Annotated in this window: 20 protein-coding genes and 2 tRNA genes; 14 read left to right on the plus strand and 8 right to left on the minus strand. The window is 67.2% G+C overall.

The window, feature by feature from the left end:
- Positions 1 to 24: 24 nt before the first annotated feature.
- Positions 25 to 1347 carry a type 2 periplasmic-binding domain-containing protein gene (locus tag AC2DGY_RS01655; RefSeq protein WP_484507962.1) on the plus strand — a complete coding sequence of 441 codons (1323 nt, stop codon included), beginning with the start codon at positions 25 to 27 and terminating at the stop codon, positions 1345 to 1347.
- Positions 1348 to 1362: 15 nt separating this feature from the next.
- On the opposite strand, the gene AC2DGY_RS01660 is transcribed toward AC2DGY_RS01655, so the two are convergent.
- The 3 genes from AC2DGY_RS01660 to AC2DGY_RS01670 form a co-directional block, all read right to left on the minus strand.
- Positions 1363 to 1635: a TM2 domain-containing protein gene (locus tag AC2DGY_RS01660; RefSeq protein ID WP_484507963.1), complete on the minus strand. Its 273-nt coding sequence runs from the start codon at positions 1633 to 1635 to the stop codon at positions 1363 to 1365.
- Positions 1636 to 1790: 155 nt separating this feature from the next.
- Positions 1791 to 3158: a cryptochrome/photolyase family protein gene (locus AC2DGY_RS01665; RefSeq protein WP_484507964.1), complete on the minus strand. Its 1368-nt coding sequence runs from the start codon at positions 3156 to 3158 to the stop codon at positions 1791 to 1793.
- 113 nt (positions 3159 to 3271) lie between these two features.
- Entirely contained in the window at positions 3272 to 4768 is a 1497-nt protein-coding gene (locus AC2DGY_RS01670) for a diacylglycerol kinase family protein (RefSeq protein ID WP_484507965.1), read from the minus strand.
- An 82-nt stretch (positions 4769 to 4850) separates the two neighbouring features.
- On the opposite strand from AC2DGY_RS01670, the gene serS reads away from it, so the two are divergent.
- From serS to AC2DGY_RS01705, 7 genes are all read left to right on the plus strand, one after another.
- Complete coding sequence (serS, locus tag AC2DGY_RS01675) at positions 4851 to 6116, plus strand: serine--tRNA ligase (protein WP_484507966.1); 1266 nt, start codon at positions 4851 to 4853, stop codon at positions 6114 to 6116.
- Positions 6113 to 7057, plus strand: coding sequence for an HAD hydrolase family protein (locus tag AC2DGY_RS01680; protein WP_484507967.1), 945 nt, complete (start codon positions 6113 to 6115; stop codon positions 7055 to 7057). The genes serS and AC2DGY_RS01680 overlap by 4 nt, the downstream gene beginning before the upstream one ends.
- Before the next feature lie 127 nt (positions 7058 to 7184).
- Positions 7185 to 7269: transfer RNA gene (locus AC2DGY_RS01685), tRNA-Ser, on the plus strand.
- A 79-nt stretch (positions 7270 to 7348) separates the two neighbouring features.
- Positions 7349 to 7948, plus strand: coding sequence for a TetR/AcrR family transcriptional regulator (locus AC2DGY_RS01690; RefSeq protein ID WP_484507968.1), 600 nt, complete (start codon positions 7349 to 7351; stop codon positions 7946 to 7948).
- 9 nt (positions 7949 to 7957) lie between these two features.
- Positions 7958 to 8374, plus strand: a complete 417-nt coding sequence (locus AC2DGY_RS01695; RefSeq protein WP_484507969.1) for a nitroreductase/quinone reductase family protein — start codon at positions 7958 to 7960, stop codon at positions 8372 to 8374.
- A gap of 105 nt (positions 8375 to 8479) precedes the next feature.
- Positions 8480 to 9772: an LCP family protein gene (locus AC2DGY_RS01700; protein ID WP_484507970.1), complete on the plus strand. Its 1293-nt coding sequence runs from the start codon at positions 8480 to 8482 to the stop codon at positions 9770 to 9772.
- A gap of 79 nt (positions 9773 to 9851) precedes the next feature.
- Positions 9852 to 9940: transfer RNA gene (locus AC2DGY_RS01705), tRNA-Ser, on the plus strand.
- Between the two features lie 44 nt (positions 9941 to 9984).
- Here AC2DGY_RS01705 and AC2DGY_RS01710 read toward each other — a convergent pair.
- Positions 9985 to 11115 carry a tyrosine-type recombinase/integrase gene (locus AC2DGY_RS01710; protein WP_484507971.1) on the minus strand — a complete coding sequence of 377 codons (1131 nt, stop codon included), beginning with the start codon at positions 11113 to 11115 and terminating at the stop codon, positions 9985 to 9987.
- On the minus strand, positions 11112 to 11444 hold the full coding sequence (locus AC2DGY_RS01715) for a hypothetical protein (protein ID WP_484507972.1): 333 nt from the start codon (positions 11442 to 11444) through the stop codon (positions 11112 to 11114). Before AC2DGY_RS01715 ends, AC2DGY_RS01710 begins: the two co-directional genes overlap by 4 nt.
- A 119-nt stretch (positions 11445 to 11563) precedes the next feature.
- Here AC2DGY_RS01715 and AC2DGY_RS01720 point away from each other — a divergent pair, with 119 nt between their 5' ends.
- From AC2DGY_RS01720 to AC2DGY_RS01740, 5 genes are read left to right on the plus strand one after another with little or no spacing between them, the layout of a single operon-like run.
- The gene (locus tag AC2DGY_RS01720) at positions 11564 to 12238 is read left to right on the plus strand and encodes an AAA family ATPase (protein WP_484507973.1); all 675 of its coding nucleotides are present in this window, start codon (positions 11564 to 11566) and stop codon (positions 12236 to 12238) included.
- Positions 12239 to 12244: 6 nt separating this feature from the next.
- Positions 12245 to 12709, plus strand: coding sequence for a hypothetical protein (locus AC2DGY_RS01725; RefSeq protein ID WP_484507974.1), 465 nt, complete (start codon positions 12245 to 12247; stop codon positions 12707 to 12709).
- Positions 12706 to 13029 carry a glutaredoxin family protein gene (locus AC2DGY_RS01730; RefSeq protein ID WP_484507975.1) on the plus strand — a complete coding sequence of 108 codons (324 nt, stop codon included), beginning with the start codon at positions 12706 to 12708 and terminating at the stop codon, positions 13027 to 13029. Before AC2DGY_RS01725 ends, AC2DGY_RS01730 begins: the two co-directional genes overlap by 4 nt.
- Complete coding sequence (locus AC2DGY_RS01735; RefSeq protein WP_484507976.1) at positions 13026 to 13991, plus strand: hypothetical protein; 966 nt, start codon at positions 13026 to 13028, stop codon at positions 13989 to 13991. The genes AC2DGY_RS01730 and AC2DGY_RS01735 overlap by 4 nt, the downstream gene beginning before the upstream one ends.
- A 43-nt stretch (positions 13992 to 14034) precedes the next feature.
- Positions 14035 to 14289, plus strand: coding sequence for a hypothetical protein (locus tag AC2DGY_RS01740; protein ID WP_484507977.1), 255 nt, complete (start codon positions 14035 to 14037; stop codon positions 14287 to 14289).
- 63 nt (positions 14290 to 14352) lie between these two features.
- Here the strand turns inward: AC2DGY_RS01740 and AC2DGY_RS01745 are convergent, their stop codons facing one another.
- Positions 14353 to 15141 (minus strand): hypothetical protein, encoded by a 789-nt coding sequence (locus AC2DGY_RS01745; protein ID WP_484507978.1) that lies wholly within the window; start codon positions 15139 to 15141, stop codon positions 14353 to 14355.
- A gap of 662 nt (positions 15142 to 15803) precedes the next feature.
- Positions 15804 to 17123 (minus strand): hypothetical protein, encoded by a 1320-nt coding sequence (locus AC2DGY_RS01750; protein ID WP_484507979.1) that lies wholly within the window; start codon positions 17121 to 17123, stop codon positions 15804 to 15806.
- 32 nt (positions 17124 to 17155) lie between these two features.
- Here AC2DGY_RS01750 and AC2DGY_RS01755 point away from each other — a divergent pair, with 32 nt between their 5' ends.
- Complete coding sequence (locus AC2DGY_RS01755; RefSeq protein WP_484507980.1) at positions 17156 to 18310, plus strand: DNA cytosine methyltransferase; 1155 nt, start codon at positions 17156 to 17158, stop codon at positions 18308 to 18310.
- A gap of 273 nt (positions 18311 to 18583) precedes the next feature.
- Here AC2DGY_RS01755 and AC2DGY_RS01760 read toward each other — a convergent pair whose 3' ends face one another.
- Positions 18584 to 20620 carry an ATP-dependent helicase gene (locus AC2DGY_RS01760; protein WP_484507981.1) on the minus strand — a complete coding sequence of 679 codons (2037 nt, stop codon included), beginning with the start codon at positions 20618 to 20620 and terminating at the stop codon, positions 18584 to 18586.
- Positions 20621 to 20922 lie beyond the last annotated feature (302 nt).

The following is a 20922-nucleotide window of genomic DNA, read 5'->3' on the forward strand; positions in this document are numbered from 1 at the left end:
CCGCGCCATCCAGTGAGGAAGATCATGCAATACACGAAGAGGGCGGTCGCCACCGGAGTCGTAGTGCTCGCCGCGATCGGACTCGCCGGATGCGGGGGTGGAGCCGAGGGAGGGGCCGCCGCATCCTGCACCCCCTCCGAGGGGAATGTCACGCTCGACTTCACGTCGTGGATCCCCGGCGTGAAAGACGTCGTCGAGATCTGGAACGAACAGAACCCGGAGATCCAGGTCGACGTCCAGACCGGGCCGAACGGCAACTCCGGCACCTACCAGAGCTTCTTCAGTCAGATTGCGGCGGGAAACACTCCCGACCTCGGTCAGATCGAGTACGACGCACTGTCGAGCTTCCGGGTGCAGGACGGCCTGGAGAACCTTGCGCTGTGTGAAGACGTCGTGGATGCGGAGTCGGATTTCATCCCGTGGACATGGGGACAGGTCACGCTCGGTTCCACCGACGGGGTGTACGGCGTCCCGCAGGACTCCGGGCCGATGGCGCTCTTCTACCGTTCCGACCTCTTCGCGGAGCATGGCATCGAGGTCCCCACGACGTGGGCGGAGTACAAGGAAGCCGCCGTTCAGATCCGGGAAGCCGGCGGGTACATCACGAACTTCTCCACCGCCGACATCAACCAGTTCGCGGGATTCGTGTGGCAGGCCAACGGAAGTTGGTTCGCTGACGAGGGGGATGAGTGGCGGGTCGATCTGACCGGCGAGGAGTCGACCAAGGTCGCGGATTACTGGCAGGAGCTGCTCGACGAGGATCTCGTGGCCACGTATCCCGCGTGGACCGAGGAGTGGAACAACGCGTATAACTCCGGCCAGGTCTGGAGCTGGACGTCGGCCGTGTGGGGCGCGAACTCCATCGCGAGCGGCGCCCCCGACACCGCCGGTCTGTGGTCGGTCGCGCCGGCGCCACAGTGGGAGGCGGGCGGCCAGAGCGCCGGTAACTGGGGCGGTTCGTCCGTCGCCGTGTTCAAGGGAACCGAGCACCTCTACGAGGCCACCAAATTCGCGCTGTGGCTGAATACGTCGGAAGAGGCGCTCACCGCCCTGAACGAGTCGGCGAACATCTACCCCGCGACGACGGCCGGGCTGAGCCTGCCCTCCCTGCAAGAGGGCGTGGATTTCTTCGGGGGCCAGAAGATCTACGACGTGTTCGCCGAGGCCGCAGGGCAGGTGAACCCCGACTTCCTGTGGGGCCCGACCATGACCCAGACCTACGCCGATGTGTCGGACGGGTTTCAGAGGGCCGTCACGGGACGGGGCACCTTGCGCGAGGCGCTCAGCTCCGCTCAGAAGGCAACCATCGCTGCGCTGAAAGCGCAGGCGATCCCGGTCGCGCAGTGACGGTCGCGCCGGGCGTCACCGGCCGGGAACGTACTTGACGGGCAGGCCCTGCTTGTCCTTCATGGCTCCGGCGATGACGAGGATGAGGTCGATGAGCCACCAGACGCCGAAGCCGCCGACGGTGATGAGCTTGAGGATGCCGGTCCCGATCTTGCCGAGGTAGAAACGGTCGATGCCGAACTCGCCGAGGAAGATCGACAGGAGGAGGGTCGCCAGCCACGACTTCGGGCTCAACCCCGCGGGGACGACGCCGTAGGGCTGGGGGGCGGGGTACTGCGGCTGCGACATGGCGTTCTCCTCCGGTGGCCGTGTGTGTCCGAGCGTACGGACCGGGGCTCGGCATCGACAGGGGGCTACCCCGATTCCCGTCGACTCGCCACAACATGTCGTGTTTCGCACCCGAACCGCGCGTTATGTGGCGAGTCGACTGGCGGGGGTGGGGGTTAGGGAGAACGGCTGACGGTGTCGTACGCGTCGAGGGCCCGTCGGCGGGTGACGGCGAGGTCGACGATCGGCTGCGGCGGGTCGTCCCCCAGATGCTCGGGCGCCCACCGGCGCACATACTCGCCGTGCGGGTCGAACTTCTCGCGCTGCCGTTCGGGATTGAAGATGCGGAAGTACGGGGCGGCGTCGGCTCCCGAACCGGCGATCCACTGCCAGTTGAAGGCGTTGGCGGCCGCATCCGCGTCCACGAGCGTGTCCCAGAACCACTCCTCGCCCCGCCGCCAGTCGATGAGGAGGTTCTTCACGAGGAAGGATGCTGTCACCATGCGCACGCGGTTGTGCATGTGTCCGGTGTGCCACAGCTCCCGCATCCCGGCGTCCACGAGCGCGACGCCGGTGCGCCCCCGCTGCCACGCCGACCGGTGGGCGCGCTCCAGCGGCGGCCACGGGAACGCGTCGAACTCGGCGCGCCAGTTCTTCATCGCCAGTCCGGGGAAGTGGAAGAGCGTGTGCCACGCGAATTCGCGCCATCCGAGTTCGGAGAGGAAGCGGGACGCGGCCTCGGGGTGAGCGCCGGCCTCGCGGTGCTGCACGGTCGCGTGCCACACCTGGTGCGGGCTCACCTCCCCCCACCGCAGCCTCGGCGACAGGAGAGAGGTCGCGTCGCGGGCCGGCTCGTCACGTGCGCGGTCGTAGTCGCCGAGGTCGTGCGCGAGGAAGTCGCGGAGCCGTGCGTGGGCCGTGGGCTCGCCCGGTCGCCACCGCTCTCGCAGGCCCCCCGCCCAGTCGGGGTCTGTCGGGAGGAGCGCCCAGGAGTCGAGGTCGTCGGAGGGCGCGGTGGTCGCCGAGGCGGGGATCGACCCGGGCTCCGGAATCGGCAGCCGCGGGGCCGGCAGGTTCCGGCACGCGCGCCAGAACGGGGTGAACACGGCGTACGGGGTGCCCGACCCGGTGCGAACGGTCCACGGTTCGAACAGCAGCGAGCCGGAGAAGGATGCCGCCTCGATGCCGGCGTCGCGGAGCGCGGTCTTGATCCGCGCGTCGATATCGCGCTCGGCACCCCCGTAGCGGCGATTCCAGAACACGGCGCCGGCGCCGGTCTCGCCCACGAGCGCGGAGACGGCCTCGGCGGCATCGCCGCGGCGGAGGACGAGGCGGGATCCGCGCTCGCCGAGGCTCTCGGCGAGGGAGGCCAGTGATCCGTGCAGCCACCAGCGGGCCGCGCCCCCGAGCGGGCGGATACCGTCCGACTCCTCGAGCACATACAGCCCGATCACGCTCTCTCCACGCTCGATGGCCGCGGAGAGCGCGGGGTTGTCGGCCAGCCGCAGATCGTCGCGGAACCACACGATCGACGGGCTCGGCATCCCGCCACGGTACGCAGCACCGCGCGCGGGCGCCCGGGGTTGACGCCCCGGTCACCGACCCGTCCGGCGCGCGCGGAGCGCGGGTGGCCGCCGCGGCGGTTACCGAGAGGTGGTTACAGAGAAGAGGTGTCGTGCCCGCGCGGGACGGCGATCTGCAGGCCGCCCGGCACGATGCGGCAGAAGATCCGCGTCGCCTCGCCGAACTCGTCGCCGTCCAGCTCCACCGGCTGCGCGGGGCTCGTCGCCGTCTCGATCCCGTGGCCGCGGCGGAAGTGCACCGACGTACCGCGACCTCGTCGCTCCAGCACCCGACGGCCCGCGCGGAAGCGGCGGAGGAAGGAATTGTCCCACCAGATCTTGCGCCACACCCCGAGCCACCCGAACGCGCCGGCGGGCTGGATGACCGCAACATCGAGCAGCCCGTCGGCGATCGAGGCCTCCGGAATCAGGGCGATGCCGGCCGGCAGAGACCCGCAGTTGGCGAACAGGATGCTCTGCACCCGGGCGGAGTGCAGGCGCTGGTCATCCAGCTGGTACACGATGCGGAACGGCTTGGCGGTCACGAGGGAGCGTGCCGCCCCGTCGACGTACGCGACCCACCCGACCGTCTTCTTCAGCTGCGGGTTGGTGTTGGCGATCATCGCCGCATCCAGCCCCATCCCGGCCATGACGACGAATCCGTGCTCCTCCGTCGAGCCGTCTTCGCGGCGGAGCCGCGCCACGCCCGCGTCGATGGCGATGACATCGCCCTCGAAGGTGGCGCGCACCATGGCGTCGGGATCGGTCAGGGGAAGATTGAGGTTCCGGGCGAGCAGGTTGCCGGTGCCGCTCGGAACGATCGTCAGCGGCACGCCGGTGTCGGTGAGCGCCTCGGAGACCGCGCGCACGGTGCCGTCGCCGCCGGCCACGAGGATTGCGTCGGCGCCTTCCTCGAGCGCTGCCCGCGCCGCGTCGTCGCCGAGGTCGTCCACCGTGGTCTCGAAGAACAGCGGCTCCGCCCACTCGGCTTCTTCCGCCAGGCGTGACACGAGCGTGCGCAACTGATCGGGGTCGACTTTGGTCGGGTTGTAGACGAGGGCGGCGCGCTTACGGTCGGTGGGCGGAGCGTCCATCGTGGTCCGCTCGCCGTCTGCGGTGACCTGCACGGCCTCGCCGACCTCGCCGTCGGTCGTGTCCGGCTCCACGTCGTCGGGTTCGCGGATGACGTGATCCGGTGCTGCCGCTTCGTGCGCGGGCGGCGCATCGGTGTTCGCGCCCCGCGGACCGGGAGCATCCTCAGCTCCACCGGGCGCGGCTCCTGAACCGCCCGCATTGTCTTCGCGGTCGGCCTCGTCACGCAGCGAGTCGGCGTGGAACTCGGCGCGCTCGGCCGCGCCGGGCAAGCCCTCGCTTCCGGGCGCCTCGCTGTCGGGGGTCAGGTCGTCGGGCGCCGCGTCTTCGGATGCCGCGTCGCCGGCCGCCTCGCCGTCGGACGACGCGTCGTCGCCCGACGCGTCGGCGGGCTGCGGTCCGGCGGGGGCGTTCTCCCCGTCGTCGTGCTGCGCCTCGTCAGGCTCCGGTGACGCGCCGGCCGTGCCGTCGCTCTCGCGCGTTTCCGATTCGGCCGCCATGCTCCCACCCTAGGGCCGCTGTCACCTCTGCAAGGCCTCCTATCCGGGCGAGGACGGAAAAGCCCGGGCCTAAGATTGAACGGTGATCGATCTGACCCTGCTGCGAGAAGATCCCGATCGGGTCAAGGCCTCGCAGATCGCCCGGGGCGTGGCGCCGGACACCGTGGATGCGGCGCTCGCCGCCGATCGCGACCGCCGCGCCGCGATCACCGCGTTCGAAGAGCTGCGCGCGGAGCAGAACGCCCACGGCAAGCGCGTGGCGCAGGCGCCGAAGGACGAGAAGGCGGCCCTGGTCGCCGCGGCGAAAGACCTCAGCGAGCGCGTCAAGGCTGCCCAGCACGCCGTGACCGACGCGGAGGCGGCGGCCGATGCCGCCCTCGCCCGCATCGAGAACATCGTCGTGGACGGGGTTCCCGCCGGCGGCGAGGAGAATTTCGTCACGCTCCGCACGCACGGCGACGTCCCCGCCTTCGACTTCGAGCCGCTCGACCACCTCGCCCTCGGCGAGAAGCTCGGCGCGATCGACATGGAGCGGGGCACGAAGGTCTCCGGCAGCCGCTTCTACTTCCTCACCGGCATCGGCGCCCGCCTCGAGCTGGCGCTCATGAGCCTGGGGCTCGACCGGGCGATGGCCGCGGGGTTCACCCCCATGATCCCTCCGACGCTCGTGCGGCCAGAGGTGATGCGCGGCACCGGGTTCCTCGGCGAGCACGCCGACGAGGTCTACCACCTGGCCGAGGACGACCTCTATCTGGTCGGCACGAGCGAGGTTCCCCTCGCCGGCTACCACATGGACGAGATCCTCGACTTCGACCGCGGCCCCAAGCGCTACGCCGGCTGGTCCACGTGCTATCGGCGCGAGGCCGGGTCCTACGGCAAGGACACGCGCGGCATCATCCGTGTGCACCAGTTCAACAAGCTGGAGATGTTCGTCTACACCGAGCCCGACGCTGCCGAGACCGAGCACCTCCGCCTCGTCGAGCTGCAGGAAGGGATGCTGCAAGATCTGGGCCTGGCCTACCGCGTCATCGACGTCGCCGCCGGAGATCTGGGATCCAGCGCCGCGCGCAAGTACGACGTGGAGGCCTGGGTGCCCACGCAGCAGTCGTACCGCGAGCTCACGAGCACCTCCAACTGCACGACCTACCAGGCCCGGCGGCTGAACATCCGGAGCCGGTCCGAGGGCGGCAAGACGCAGCCCGTCGCGACCCTGAACGGCACGCTGGCCACCACGCGCTGGATCGTGGCGCTGCTCGAGACGCACCAGCGGGCGGACGGCTCGGTGCTGGTTCCCGAGGTGCTGCGCCCGTACCTGGGCGGGCTGGAAGTCATGGAGCCCGCCGCGTGACCCGCGGCGAGACGCCGCTGCCGGACGCCGGACACGTCGAGGTCGCTTCGTCGGAGGATGCCGCGGGCGTCGTCGAGGAGGTCGCCGATGACGGGTCGGTCGGGCGGCTTCTGATCGCGCTCGACGTGGACGGCACCCTCATCCTCGAGGACGAGAGCCCCAGTCCGGGCGTGGTGGAGGCCGTCGCGCACGCGCAGGAACGCGGCCACGAGGTCATGCTCGCGACCGGTCGCAGCTGGGACAGCACGCACCGCATCATGGAGCTGCTGGAGATACGGCCCGAGTACGCGGTGTGCTCCAACGGCGCCATCGTGATGGGCCGCCGTGACCTTCGGGGGGGCGCCATCGAGGACGCGTCGCCCCCCGAGACGAAGGTCACCGCCGCGGCGTACGAGCGCGTGCACGTGGAGACCTTCGATCCGCACGACGTGCTCACCCTCCTGCGCGAGCACCTCTTGGATGCGCGCTATCTGGTCGAGCTGCCCGACGGCACGCGGCTGTACACCGAGTACCTGGAGGACTGGAACCTGCGCGGGGCTGACCTCGTGTCGTTCGAGGAGCTGTCGCACCAGCCCGTCTGCCGTGTGGTCGTCGTCTCGCCCGGCCAGTCCGACACCGACTTCCTCGAGCTCGTATCGAAGATCGGGCTCACCCAGGTGTCGTATGCCATCGGCTGGACGGCGTGGCTCGACATCGCGCCGCAGGGCGTGAACAAGTCGACCGGTCTGGAGCTGGTTCGCGGATGGCTCGGCATCGACCCGGCGAACGTGCTGGTGATGGGCGACGGGCGCAACGATCTCGAGATGTTCGATTGGGCGCTGCGCAACGGTGGCCGCGCCATCGCGATGGGGCAAGGACCGCAGGAGGTGCTCTCCGCAGCCGGCGAGGTCGGTCTCACCGTCACCGAGGGCGGCGTCGCGGCGATCCTGCGGGAACTCTGACGCGGAGGATGCGCTCGACCGCGCGATGCTGCGCGAGCGCGTCGGCGCTGGAGGCTGTCACGGGCGGAAGTGGCGCGCCCCCTCGGCTAGACTCGGCGCGGTCGACGGATGCCGCGAGGCGTCGTCGGGAGGGTTGTCCGAGCGGCCGATGGACCTGGTCTTGAAAACCAGTGGGCAGCAATGTCCCGTGGGTTCGAATCCCACACCCTCCGCCGAATCGTGGTCTGCGCACTCGGGCGTCACGACGCATGGCCGATTGCAACCAACCAGTTTGTTTGCTACCGTCGCCGCATGAGAGCAGCTGGTGAAGCGACGCGTGTCCGTATCCTCGATGCGGCTCACGCAGAATTCGCGCAGTACGGCATAGCCGGGGCGCGCGTGGATCGGATCGCGGAGAACGCCCGCGCGAACAAGGCGCAGTTGTACGCGTACTTCGGGAGCAAGGAGGCCCTCTTCGATACCGTCTTCGACCGGGCACTGAACGCAATCGTGAACGCCGTGGCTCTCGACGCCACCGACCTTCCCGATTACGCCGTGCGCCTGTACGACGAGTACCTCGAGCGCCCGGAGCTGGTTCGGCTGGCGACGTGGTCGCGGCTGGAGCGGCGACCCACGGGAACTCTCACCCCGGGGCCGCTGCCGAGCGAGCCGGAGAAGATGGCCGACCTCGCCGCCGCCCAGCGTGCGGGCTACATCGACGAGAATCTCGACCCCGCCGACGTACACGCCACCGTGATCGCTCTCTCCCTCACGTGGGGGCCGGCCAGCACCACGTTTACAGCCAGCACGACCGACCCCGAGAACGCACACGACCGACGCCGGCAGGCCCTGCGGACACTCGTGGCGCGGGCGTACGCGCCCACGAATCCGCCCGCTGGAACCCACGCCTGAGGAGAAAGCATGTTGTCACCCGAAGTACTGCGCGCCCTCGCGATCACCCCCGCCTCCTCGACGGAGGATCGGCTCGCGGACATCACCACGTACGGCCGGCGCAGCGGAAAGCCGCACCGCATCGAGGTCTGGTTCTATCGCGCCTACGGGCGCATCTACCTCAGCACCACCCCGGCGAAGCGGGATTGGTACGCCAATCTCCTGGCCAACCCGCACTTCATCTTCCATCTCAAGATCGGCATCCGCGCCGACCTTCCCGCCGTCGCCACGCCGATCACCGATCCCGAGGAGCGGCGGCGCATCTTCCAGGTCTTCATCGATGATCTCAACCAGCCGAGCAATCCGGGTCACGTGCCGCAGCCGCAGTACGTCGAAGACTGGTTGGCGGGCAGCCCGCTCGCGGAGGTCACCTTCGACGACGCGTGAGAGCCGGGCGCTGATCGCCGAGCACAGCCTTCTTCAGCCCGTCCTCACCGGCTTTTCAGGTGGGCGACCGTAAGATAGCGCCGCCCGCACGCCGGAAGGACACGAGTGAGCTCCATCAAGCCCGTTGAGCGCGGTCGCCGTACGGTGGCCCGCCACGGTCGCCTGACGTCGCCGCATCCTTTCGCCCAGATCATGCGCATCCTCGCGATCGGCCTCGCGGTCGTGCTGGTGGCCGGTGCGGGTGTGGCTGCCTACGTCGCGTACGACCTGACGTCCAGCTTCAACGCCGACGCCGTGGAGCTGGAGGGGCAAGGCCCGGTGCCGCCTGACATCGGCGAGATCGAGGGCGGCGTCAACCTGCTCATTGCCGGGACGGATGAGTGCGAGCCCGAGTTCGCGGGATACTTCGGGGCGCGCTGCACGGGCCCCGACGCCGAGGGCACTCTCAATGACGTCAACATGCTCGTGCACATCTCGGACAACCCGCGTCGGGTGACGGTGGTGTCCTTTCCCCGTGACCTGATGGTCCCGATCCCCGCGTGCACGGGCGAAGACGGCAGCCCGACGGCGGCGATGCGCAAGGAGCAGATCAACAACGCCTTCACGACCGGCGGGCTGGCGTGCGTCGTGAACACGGTGTCGGAGCTCAGCGGACAGGACATCCCCTTCGCGGCCAAGGTGAGTTTCGGCGGCGTCATCAACATCACCGACGCCGTCGGCGGCGTGGATGTCTGCATCGCCAACGGCATCCGCGACCGGTACACCGGCATCGACTGGCCCGCCGGAAACCGCAACATCCAGGGCATCGAGGCCCTCCAGTTCCTCCGCACCCGGCACGGCGTGGGTGACGGCGGCGACCTGGGGCGCATCAGCAACCAGCAGCAGTACATGTCCAAGCTCGCTCGCAAGCTCGTCAGCGAGGAGGTGCTCTCCAACCCCGGCACCCTCTACAAGCTGGCGTCTACCGCGCTGGAGAACGTCGACCCGTCGACGACCCTCACCAACCCCCTGACGCTCGTGCAGATCGCCCTCGCCGTGAAGAATGTGCCGTTCGAAGAGATCGTCTTCGTGCAGTACCCCACGAACCCTGACCCCGCCGACGAGAACCGTGTGGTGCCCGATATGGATGCCGCGGACGCGCTGTGGGCGGCCCTGGAAGCCAATCAGCCGCTGCAGCTGACGGGCGAGCTCGGCGGCGGCGTCATCGAGGCCGGCGCGCCGGAGGGGGAGGCCCCGGTCGAGCCGGTTGAACCCACCGAGCCGACCGAGGGTGCTGCGCCGACCGAGGGTGCCACGGAGACGCCCCCCGCCCCGGAGGAGAGTCCCGTCGCGCTGCCGTCGAACATCTCCGGCCAGACGGCCGCGCAGGACACCTGCTCCAACGGCAACCTGCGTTAGCCGCATCCGGCCGTTCGAGGAGGCGCGTCGCGCCCGTTAGTATTAGTGCGTGCGTCCGCCGTTTCGGCGCCGGATGCCTGGAGACGTCGCATAGTCAGGCCTAGTGCACCACCCTGCTAAGGTGGAGTCCCCTTACGGGGACCGAGGGTTCGAATCCCTCCGTCTCCGCAGAAAATCCCCCGGTGAACCGGGGGATTTTGGTTTTGGCGGTGTTATCGGTCGATCCCGTCAGATGGGCCGTGCAGGCCCCAGGTGACCCCCAGGTGACCCCCGGCCGATTCTGCCGCCTCTGCGTCGGTGAGACGCTGAAGATGAGCGCGGCGTTGGCCCTCTCCGAGGATGTGCGCGTAGACAGCGAGCACCGTCCGCGGATCGTCTCCCAGGTACTCAGCGACCTCGTGTGCGGGAGTGCCGAGCCGCAGCCACCGGGACGCCGCGTAGTGGCGAAGCGCGTGGCGACGAAAGCCGAGGGGATACTTCCGGATCGTCGAGACCGTCAGTTGCTGGCCGAGCCTGTTCGAGAAGAGATAGTCGTCGGGGTGCTTCCCTTGTGCGTACTGACGGAAGATCGCGACTGCTCGAGGGGAGAGGGGAATCGCACGTCGAGTGCCGCGCCACGACTTGGGGTCTTTCTCCTCGTATCGATCGGAGTGGGATCGATATGCGACGAGTTGCGGGAAGGGCTCCTCGTGCAGCCAGAACACTCTGACTGCGCGGGTCTCGCCCCATCGAAGCCCAGTGATTGACATGAACTCGTACACGTCGGCGATGTCCCCTCGACGGGTCCGGACGCCCTCGATCGCCCGTGCAAGTTGCGCCGGATCGGGCACGTCGGCGGGGCTCACCGCGCGCAGAGCGGGTGCAGTCAGCTCCGGGATGGCTCGCGCGGTTCTGACCGGGTGCGGCTGGTGAAGCAAACCTTGTGAGTCCGCGAACGTGAAGAGGGCACTGAGGGTCGTGCGTGTCCGCGCCACGGTAGATGGCTTCAACCCGCGTCGAAGCTCGGACAGGAGGTGTTCGCGAATGTCCTCCGCATGAACGGACGCGAGGGCTCGTCTGAGAAGGGCGGGGGGGAGCGCGGCGACGTTGTCCCGGTCGGTATCAAACGTATGCGGGTTGCCGTTCTTGCGGGCTTCAAGGAACTCGCCGACGAGGTCTTGCAGCGTGAAGGATCGCTTGGCGGGGAGCGGTTTGCCGGTCGCGATGCGATGTTTCTGCTCCCGCTCCCACACCTCGGCCGCCCGCTTGGTGTCGAACGCGCGCGTAGCGACCTGGATCCTTCCAGACTTCACTCGGACGAAGTAGTACTTCTTCCCCTCTTTCGTCCGCCGCTCCTCGATCACGTCTCAAGCCCGGCCAGGCGATGCACGTCGCGCTTGCGATACACCCGTCGATGCTCCGTCACGTGGATCGCTTCGACAGGTGCCTTCCCGGCAAGCGCAAGCATGCGCAGGGTTGTCCGGTGTATGCCGATGTGCGCCGCCGTCTCCGCTTCGGAGTAGAAGAAACACTCGTCCTCGGCTGGCGAGCGCTTGCCGGCCGGTGTTGGCGCGTCTTCGGCGTCGACAGCGGCGGCCACCGTCCTCGTGGTGCCGGTCATGTCACGCGCTCCGCTTGCGTCGGCCTTCAGCGGCCGCCATGCGCTGGAGGTGTTCGTCGCTTTCGTGGTCATTGTCCTCTCCTCGTTCTCACCGTTCGGATAGTGAATAAACTAGCTATCCACTCTTGACTAACTGGATACTTCACGTACACACTCAAAGTCAACCCCTAAGTCAGCGTGAGGAGTTCGTAGTGGGAACCGACACAGATATGCGACTGATCGCCGTCGCCAATCAGAAGGGCGGCGTTGGCAAGACCACGGTCGCGGTGCAGCTCGCGGCCTCACTGTCGCGACGGTTGCAGATCTTGCTCGTGGACGTCGACCCGCAGCAGTCGGCGGCTTGGTGGGCGGAGAACGCGGGAGGCGACCTCCCGTTCGACTACGCAGCCATTCCCGCCTTCGATCAAATCTCCAGGCTGAGGGAAGTCGGTTCACGGTTTGACGTGGTCATCGTTGACACGCCGGGGAGCTTGGAAGACACGCGCACCCTAGAGACGGTGCTTGACCTCGCAGACTTCGTGATCGTTCCACTACCGCCCGAACCCCTCGCCGTCGGCCCAACGGTCCGCACCATCGATCGGCTGATCAGGCCTCGGGGTGTGCCATACGCGGTGCTGATGAATCGGATTGACCCGCGCGTGCCCCACCAGCTGCCGGACCTCGAGCGCCTTATTGACGAACGTCTCGAGTCGCCCCGATTCGCGGCCTACTTCCGTCAGTATCTGCTGCACGCGCACGCATCCCTGAGCGGCGAAGTGATCACTGCGGTTCCGGATACGCGTCGGACCGCGAAGGCGATCTCGGATGTCACCGCCGTCGCCTACGAGTTGGTGGGCCGGCTTGCTTCGACATGGATGGCGGGGTGACGTGTCATGGCTCGCATCGACCTCGCCTCCCAGTTCACCGACGTGCGGTCACGGATCGCCACGCAACCGACGAGCCCGACGAGCGCGGACACCACCGATGGCCCAAGGTACCGGCGCCTGACGCGCAAGGAGACCCTCCTTCGTGCCGATCAGCTCACGAGTCTGGCTGCTCTGGCCCGGCACAGGATGAGGCAACGACGTGTGCGGACAGAGCGCATCACAGAGAACACCCTCGTGCGCATCGCCATCGACCTGCTCCTCGACAACCAGGATCTCCTCGACGGCTCCACCGAAGAGGAACTAGCCGACTCCATCCTTAGGAACGTCGCCCGCCTCGGCGAACGACACAGCAGCACCACGCCGCTGCCGAGATCGGGCAGCTCGGATAAGACCCCGACAGTCCCCGATCACGGGGGTGCCGGCCTCTCGGAGTCCGAGAGTCCCCAACTGGCGAAGGGGCAGCGATCATGACGATCTCTGTCACGGTCTACTCGACTGGCCCGCAGTGCAAACAGTGCTGGGCGACCTGCGTCGCCCTGGACCGCGTCGGTGTGAAAACAACGGTGATCGATCTCTCGGACTCCGGAAGCGACGCAGCCCGGGAGTTCGTGACTTCGGACCTCGGGTACTCCCAGGCCCCCGTAGTCGTGGTCGATGACGAGCCCGAGAACCACTGGAGCGGATTCCGGCCGGACCTGATCGAGAGACTCGCGCAGCGCACCGGCAGTCCGGGACGGACATCGCCTGCGCCACCGGGTCGAGCAGCCGACGGGTCGAGGGGGCTGGGATGACCCCGGCGGATAGCTCGGCAGAGGACCGAGTAGAGGCGCAGGAACGGGAGAAGGAGGCGGCTCGTCGCTGGCGGGCTGCGAACCGGGAGAAGATCGCCGAGCAGAGCCGTGCGTATAAGGCGGAACACAGGGAGGAGCTCCGCGAGAAGCGTCGCGAGTACTACCAGAAGGTCGTGAAGCCGCGTGAGCGCAATCGAAGGAAGCGCTACGCGGCGTGGCGCCGCCGTGTGCAAGCCGATCCTGAATATGAACGGCAGCGCGCACGCCAGCACCAGCTTCGATACATAGAACGCCAGATGGCTGCTGATCCCGAGGGCTACCGTCATAGGCGTAGGGAGCAAGCGCGCGCCTACTGGGCAAAGAACCGCGAGAAGCTCAACGCGCAGAAGCGAGAGCGGTACCTGCGCGACCCGGAGCGGATGCGTGCGGCTTCTCGTGCGTACCTCGAGAAGAACCGGGAGGCCGTGCGGCAGCAACGGCGCGGCTACTACCAAGCGAACCGGGAGAAGATCCTCGCCGCGAACCGCCGGTGGAAACAGCGCGAACGGCACCGCCGAGCCAGCGGCCTCCCACCCACCCGCCTCCACAAGGCCTCGGGTACGGAGAAGCTGCAAAACCGTGCCGCAGCTGACGCGTTCTTCTCCCGGCGCAGAACGGCGGAGGAGCTTGCGCACCTCGGATTCGGAGGGCCGACCCCGGAGCAACTCGTCCACGCATGGCACCAGGAATCAGAACGGGCCCGGGCTGTGCATCGCCACCACGCGGACAAGGAACTCCAGGAGCGCCTCGAAAAGGAACGACAAGCCCTACGCGCGAAACAGGCGGCGGAGGAGGCCCGCATGGACGCCATCGCCCGCGTCATCAACGACCGACTCCGCACACAGCCCCGCACTCGAGAGGCGCCGCAGACGCACCAGTCACCGCATCCTCCGTCCGGCTCTCCACAACCCCGCAGCCTCTGAACGGCGAGCGGCTCTACCCTCAAACCAACACGAAGGAAACCTAATGATCGACCGCGCAATCACTGAAGCCGTCACCTACCGCGTCGCCGTCGCGGCGCTTTCGTACTACGACGGCAAGGAAGACACGCAACCGGGCTACAGCCTGCGTGACGATGTCCGCTGGTGCCTCGAACCCCTCAAGGGTGAGGTCTCGTCCGCCGCTGAGACCACCTTCACGTGGCTCGTCAGCAGCACCATTACCGACCCCACCGCCAACCGCGAACGCCTCTCCAACGGCCTCGCCGCAGTGAGCACCTAACCCGCCGCAAGCAATGCACGGGGGCTGCGCCGACATTTTCCGCGTAGTTCGGCGCTGCTCCCGCTAGAGGGCAACGTCAGGACCGTTGGGGCGGGCCGTGCCGGGCGCGTCATGATCGCGGTCGAGGTCGAGGATCAGTCGCTTGAGGTGCGCCCGTTCTACCCGAATTCGATCGCGCTGCACGGTCGCGGCCGTGGAGTCGGGTCGGATCGGCAGTTCAGGGAGCACTCGCTTCTGGGCCACGGCGTACAGCTGCTCGACCAGGGCGACATCGTCTCGACTGATCGACTGGCGGGCAGACCTCACGTACTCCCCAATGCGCCGCAGCTCGCTGAGCCAGGCGATTCCTTGCATGCCGGACAACGGTGCATGGCGGGCGTCCCGCACCGCCGCCCACGCCTTACTCGAGGGGGGCCCGTCGTACATTGGCGCCCCATCTCCGTCGAGCACCGTCACCCGGTCCAGAGTCGTGGTGGGGATGCCCCGCAGCGTCTCCATGATCGGATCCCACTGCTCGGCGACGCTCTGAGTGAGAGTGCTGTGCGCACCGAGGGCGCCACTACGTAGCTGTCGTGCCGAAGCCGTCAGAGCGCTCGTGCTGTCGCGTTCCACCGCCAGAACGACTCGCGTCGAAAAACCGGCAGCCTTGAACGCCTCCAGAGGCCCATTGGGCGAACCGGCAACCTGTGGATCATCAACGATAAGGGGCAGCTTCTCGCGCTGCGCGTGAAGCAGCCCCGTCCGGAAGGTCTCGGCCGCTTCGTTCCGGCCGGCACCACCGAGAAGCGCTGCAAGGTCCTCGATCTGGAGGATCGCCATCGGTTCTGACGACTCAGCAACGATCTGCGCCACTGCCCGTGCGGGTACCGACCCAGGGCCGCCTATCAAGAGCACCGCATCCGGCGCCGGGGAGGGCGAGACGCTTTCGAACACGCCCGTGAGTGCAGTAGCGATCCGAGCCTCAGCCGAGTCCGGTGGCAGCGGGACGGTCATTCGAGCACCTCCCGTAGCAACTCCGCCAACTCCCGGCTTCGCGCGTCCACTGCGGCACGGTCATAACCGTTCGTCGCCAGAGTCCGTCGACGCTCCGCCAGCGCCCGAGACCGGTCGGAAAGAACCATGCGAGCGACGACGAGGTCGGACAGCTGTCGCATCTGCTCAAAGGCGAGAACGTCACCTACACGCCAGTCCAACCTCGAATTGTCCGCCACGGATCACCTCGCCGTCAGTCTAGGTGGCAGTCGCTCCGCCGGCAGCGGAGCTGGCGTCCTCCGCTCGAAGGGAGTGCCGATCACAGTCGCGCGACCGCATACCTGATCCGCCCAGGACTGTAGAGCCAGATTTTCAACACGGAGACTCGGACGGGCGCGGTGACCGCTGCGCGGGATCGCGGCGGGCTGCATCAACCTCGAGGACCACGACGACGGCAACCGCCACCCCAACCCGCACCATTTCGCTCGGTGGGCTACAGGCCGTCGCGATCAGCCCCACTCCCGTGCGCGGTGAGGCATCCCTCAGCGGGGCGCGCCCTTTCGCGGAATCCTATGGGCAACCTCGGTCGACACCTCGAGGTCGTGGATGCTGTCCTTCCACCTGCCATCGACGGCCTGTTTCGTCGCGAGGAATGTCGGGAACTTTGCGTGAGGTGTCAGCCACGCAGTTTTGGCGTACTTGAACTCCCATTTCCCGGTCACGGAGAACATGCACGCCGCGACCACGTCGAACGCGTCGAAGCTGTAAAGCCTCCCCGTTGGATCGTCTTTGCTATTGCGCGTTCGCTGCGTCTCAACCTGGATGGTTCCGTCCGCGAGGCGGGTCGGACTGACGTTCTTGCATTCCACGATGTACGTGGACTTCGACGTGAGGGTCACGTCAAAGTCGGCTCCGCGATCATCCGTTCGTCGGGTGGCTGTATCAACGGCGGGGTCATTCTCCAGTAACGCTTGTAGGTGCGCTTCGGCAACGCCACCCTTGACCGCAGTAGTGAGCATCCGTCGCTCTGAGATCAAGTCGAGGATTTTGGGGGCTGACAGCCCGAACTGCTTTTCGAGAGGGTGAGTGCTCTGGGCTACCTGTCCGGCGAACTTCGGGTCCCGGAATTTCTCGGCGAGGTTGACCCTCAGGGCGGTATCTAGTCCGAGCTCTGTGGCGCGCCGCTCGAAGCGGGCGAAGTCCAATAGTCGGTCCGGAGTGAAGGCCACGCGCGACTCAAAGCCCTCGGGTGTGCGTGCGCTGTTGCGGTTGCCGCTTCGCGTATCTACTTCCCACGCGTGCCATCCGGCGTCACCCATCTGATCGAAGTCTCGGTTGTACGCGTAAAACGAGACGCCTAGCGGCATCGGGTTCCACAGCGAAGGGTCGAGCCCAACGAACTTCTCTTCGGAGGCGTTGATGCCGAGGAACAATGTCGTGTCGACGCCCGCGACATCGAACGCGACGGGATGCAGCTCGGATCTCCACTGAGATTCATCGCCGAATTTGACCTGGGCGTGGTGCTCATCTTCCGGCCGGTTCTTGGTCGGCACGTTAGTGAGCCTGACCGGGTAGATCAATAGTCCGAGGCTGTCCCCGCGATCGCTCTGCACCCCAAAATAGAACGGGGCGCGTGTATGACTGCTCTGCCAGATGACTCGACCACCGCTACGCTCGATGGACTTGCGGAGAAGAGCGTGCAGGTCACGTCGTCTGCTCGCCGGGTACACGCGGGCATAGATGCGACCGGCTAGATCTTCGACAGGCGGATTCGCCAAACCATTCCTCCAGCCGAGCCCGACCTCCTGTTGAGCGGGTGTCGGAGCCTCCACGCAGGATAGGCGTAAACGATAATTGGCCATACCCCGTATTGGTTCCCGATCTTGAGGTTAGCGTGAGCGAAGCACTCCCCGTCATCAGCCTCTTCTCTGGCGCGGGCGGACTGGATCTCGCCGTTGAGCGGGCAGATGCTGAGCCGCTCGTAGCAGAGGATCCAGGCAGCGGGATCGCTCGCGTCCACGTCGCCACGGACTACAACGCTCCCGCCCTCGCAACGCTCGCCAACAACTTTCCGCACGCGACGTCTATTAACGGGGACATTCGTAACCTCGCGTCAGATCAACTTCTTGAGATAGCCGGACTTCGTTCCGGCGAGCCGACCGTCGTGGTCGGCGGACCACCGTGCACACCGTTCTCGAAGTCTGGCTTCTGGCTCGAGCAGAAGCGCGAGAGTCGAGATCCGAACGCATCACTTCTCGACGAATACGTCCGTGTCGTGCGGGACACCCGCCCAGAGGCGTTCGTGCTCGAGAACGTCCAGGGGCTTACGTATAAGACTCACAAGGCTCAGTTCGACCGGCTCCTCAGGGGTCTGACGGATCTCGGCTACAACCCGCAATGGAAGGTGCTCCTCGCCGCGGACTACGGGGTCCCGCAACTTCGACGGCGCGTGTTCGTCGTCGGTCGACGCGACGGGGGAAAGTTCGAATTTCCGGTGCCGACGCACTCGGGCTGGAGCGAGCACACTCGTGTCTTCGACAAGACGAAGGTGCCGCATGTCACAGCGAGGGAGGCATTCGCTGGCTTGCCTGCGACCGCGGCGATGGACGAGTTCGTCGGCGGGGCGTACGGGGAGCTCGCGGCGGAGATTCCAGGGGGCCAGAACTACCTCTGGCATACGGAGCGATATGGCGGACGAGACCATTTCGAGTGGCGCAGCCGCTACTGGACATTCCTCTTGAGGCTCGATCCGAACCGACCCTCCTCCACACTGCAAGCGCAACCTGGGCCATACGTCGGTCCCTTCCACTGGGAAAACATGGATACGCCTGATGGCCCACGAGCTCGAAGGCTGCGTGTTCGAGAACTCCTCCGACTGATGTCATTCCCTGACAACTTCGTGACACCTGCAACGCGCGCCGACGTCCAGCGTCAACTCGGGAATGCCGTGCCGCTCGAGTTGGGCAAGGCCGTCATGCGCGCCCTCTTCACCCAGCTGGGCTACGTCACTGCCGGTCGTGAACAGCTCGTGTTACCGCTCTCGGCATGACGACGATCGGCGACGGGCGGACGTGAGCTGATGCAGCCCTAGCGTTGCGACCTGCGTGCGAGTTCGGTGGTCACGCCCGATCTTCATCCCTATCCCGGCGCTGCGCAAGCGGGACGGTTGGGTACGCGAGGAGCGCCGGATTCCGGTCCGCAAGGCAAACTTGCTTGACTTAATGGCCGTCCGTCCAGATCAACCACGGCTCTCGGGAAGCCCCTCCGCTGCCCCTCCGCTGCCGCTGGGCTGTACGCCCGCGGAGAGAAAGGCCGATGCGGATCAGGTGAACAGTTCGTCGAACGCGTCCGTGCGCACGCGAGGCGCCGTGACGGTCCGCTTGATCGCAGGCTCGGAGGTGACGGCGGCGGTGCTGACCGACTCCATGAGAGCGCTCGCGGGCTCGGTCAGGAACCTGCTGGGCTTGGCTGCGACGTGCTTGGCCAGGAACGCGGTGGGATGCGTGGGCAGCCGCGACGGCACGTACACGTCGAGAGCGTCGCGCGCGCGGGTGATCGCGACATAGAAGAGACGCTCTTCCTCGGCGAGACCGGCGGGCGAGGTGAGCGCCATGTCCGAGGGCATCGCGCCGTCATTTGCGCGCAGGAGGTGCACCGTGTCCCATTCCAGGCCCTTCGCGGAGTGGATCGTCGACAGGGTCAGCCAGTCCTCGTCGAGATGCGGCTGCTTCGCCCAGTCACCGGCGACGTGCACCGGGTCGATCGCCTGCTCGCTCACGAAAGTGCGCAGATCACTCTGCTCAGCGGCGGCCTGCGCGATGCCATCGACTTCGGTCACCCGACGGTGCCAATCCGGGTAATGCGCGCGCAGCAGCGGATCCACCGCAGCTCGGCATGCCTCGACCAACTCTGGCACGGCGGTGGTGGAGTCGACGGCGCCAAGCAAAGACAGGGTCGACGCGAGCCCAGTGCGCGCCTTCGCCGGTGCCGCCGCGACAGCGTCGGCCGCGCGATCGACGCCCCCGTCCGCGAGTATCCCGGCAAGCCCGCGTGCACTCGCTTTGCCGATCGCGCGGTGCCGGGTGAGCAAGCGGTACCAAGACACCTCGTCCGCCGGATTGAGCACGACCCGGAAGCTCGCCAGCAGATCGCGCACATGCGACGTCTCCAGGTAGCCGATTCCGCCGAACTTGTGGAACGGGATCCCTCGCACTTTGAGCTCGACCTCGAGTTGCGCGCTGTGGGATCCGGTGCGCATCAGCACGGCCTGCGAACGCAGTGGCGTGCCATCGACGTGGGCGGCGAGGATGCGGTCCGCGACTGTGCGGGCCTCGTCGTCGGCGTTGCGGCAGCTGACCAGCGTCGGTCGGGCGCCCGGCTGCGGACGGTCGGCGATAAGCCGCAGTTTCAGTTCGCCCGGGCGCACCTGGTTCGCGAGGTCGAGGATCGGTTGCGTGGAACGGAAGTTGCGTTCCAGGCGCACGAGCGTGGCGTCGGGGTGCTCGTCGACGAGTTCGAGCAGGTGCCCGGCGTTCGCGCCCCGGAACGCGTAGATCGCCTGTGCGTCGTCGCCGACGACCGTGAGCCCGCGGCCGTCGGGACTGAGCCCGCGCACGATGTCGACCTGAAGCTGGTTGACATCCTGGTATTCGTCGACGAGCACCCAGTCCCAGCGAGCCCGCAGCCGTGCTCCGACATCGGGATCAGCAACCAGCGCCCGCCAGGCGATGAGCAGATCATCCAGGTCAAGCAGGCCGCGCTCGCGCTTGCGGTCGCGGTAATGCCTCAACAGGCCGGCGACCTGGTTGGCGTGCTGAAGCGCCCAGGGAAACTTCTCTTCGATCACGGCGCGGGCCGGCGTCGTGGTGTTGATCGCGCGGGACGCGATGTCGGCGATGGTGCGTGTCGTGGGCAGACGCATCTCGGTGCCGTCGAGCCCGTGCTCTGCGCGCAGCAGATCGATCAGGTCGATGACGTCGTCAGGATCGATGACCGTGACGTCCTCCAGCCCCAGATGCTGCGCGTGCTCGGCGACGATGCGGTGCGCGACGGCATGAAACGTGCCGCCCGCAATGCGCTGCGCAGCCTGCGCGTCGCCGCACATTGCCGCGGCCCGAGAAAGCATCGCCCCTGCTGCGCGCCTGGTGAATGTCAACAGAAGGATCCGCTCAGGGACAATCCCTGCCTCCAGCAGCCGCGCAACCCTTGCGGTGAGCACCCGGGTCTTCCCGGTGCCGGCCCCCGCCGCGACCACAAGCGGCCTATCGCCGTGCTCGACGGCCTCCAGCTGTGCCGGATCCAGCCCGACGAGCGCATCAATAACTGCCACGGAGGTGACGCTAACGAGACCCCCGGACACTCAGGCATCACGGCGAGTCTGCGGAGATGCGCAAGCGGGGCCGTCCGATCGGGCCGGAGCGGTATGCCGGGGGCGGGGTTTCCGCCCACTGAGCGGTTGCCCATCGTGACGCTATTCGTCGCGGAAGCCGATCAGTATCCGGGCGGTGGGCGCCGATGGAACGTCGGAGTCCGCTCACGACCCTCGACAAATCGTACTCAGGACTCCTTGCGGACTCCCTTGAAGCTGCCACCTGACTTCTTGGCCTGAACGAATCGTCCCGTGGAAGTGTCGCGCTTGACCCACGTCCCTGATGCTGTGCG

Source organism: Microbacterium sp. Z6_144 (assembly GCF_057197625.1).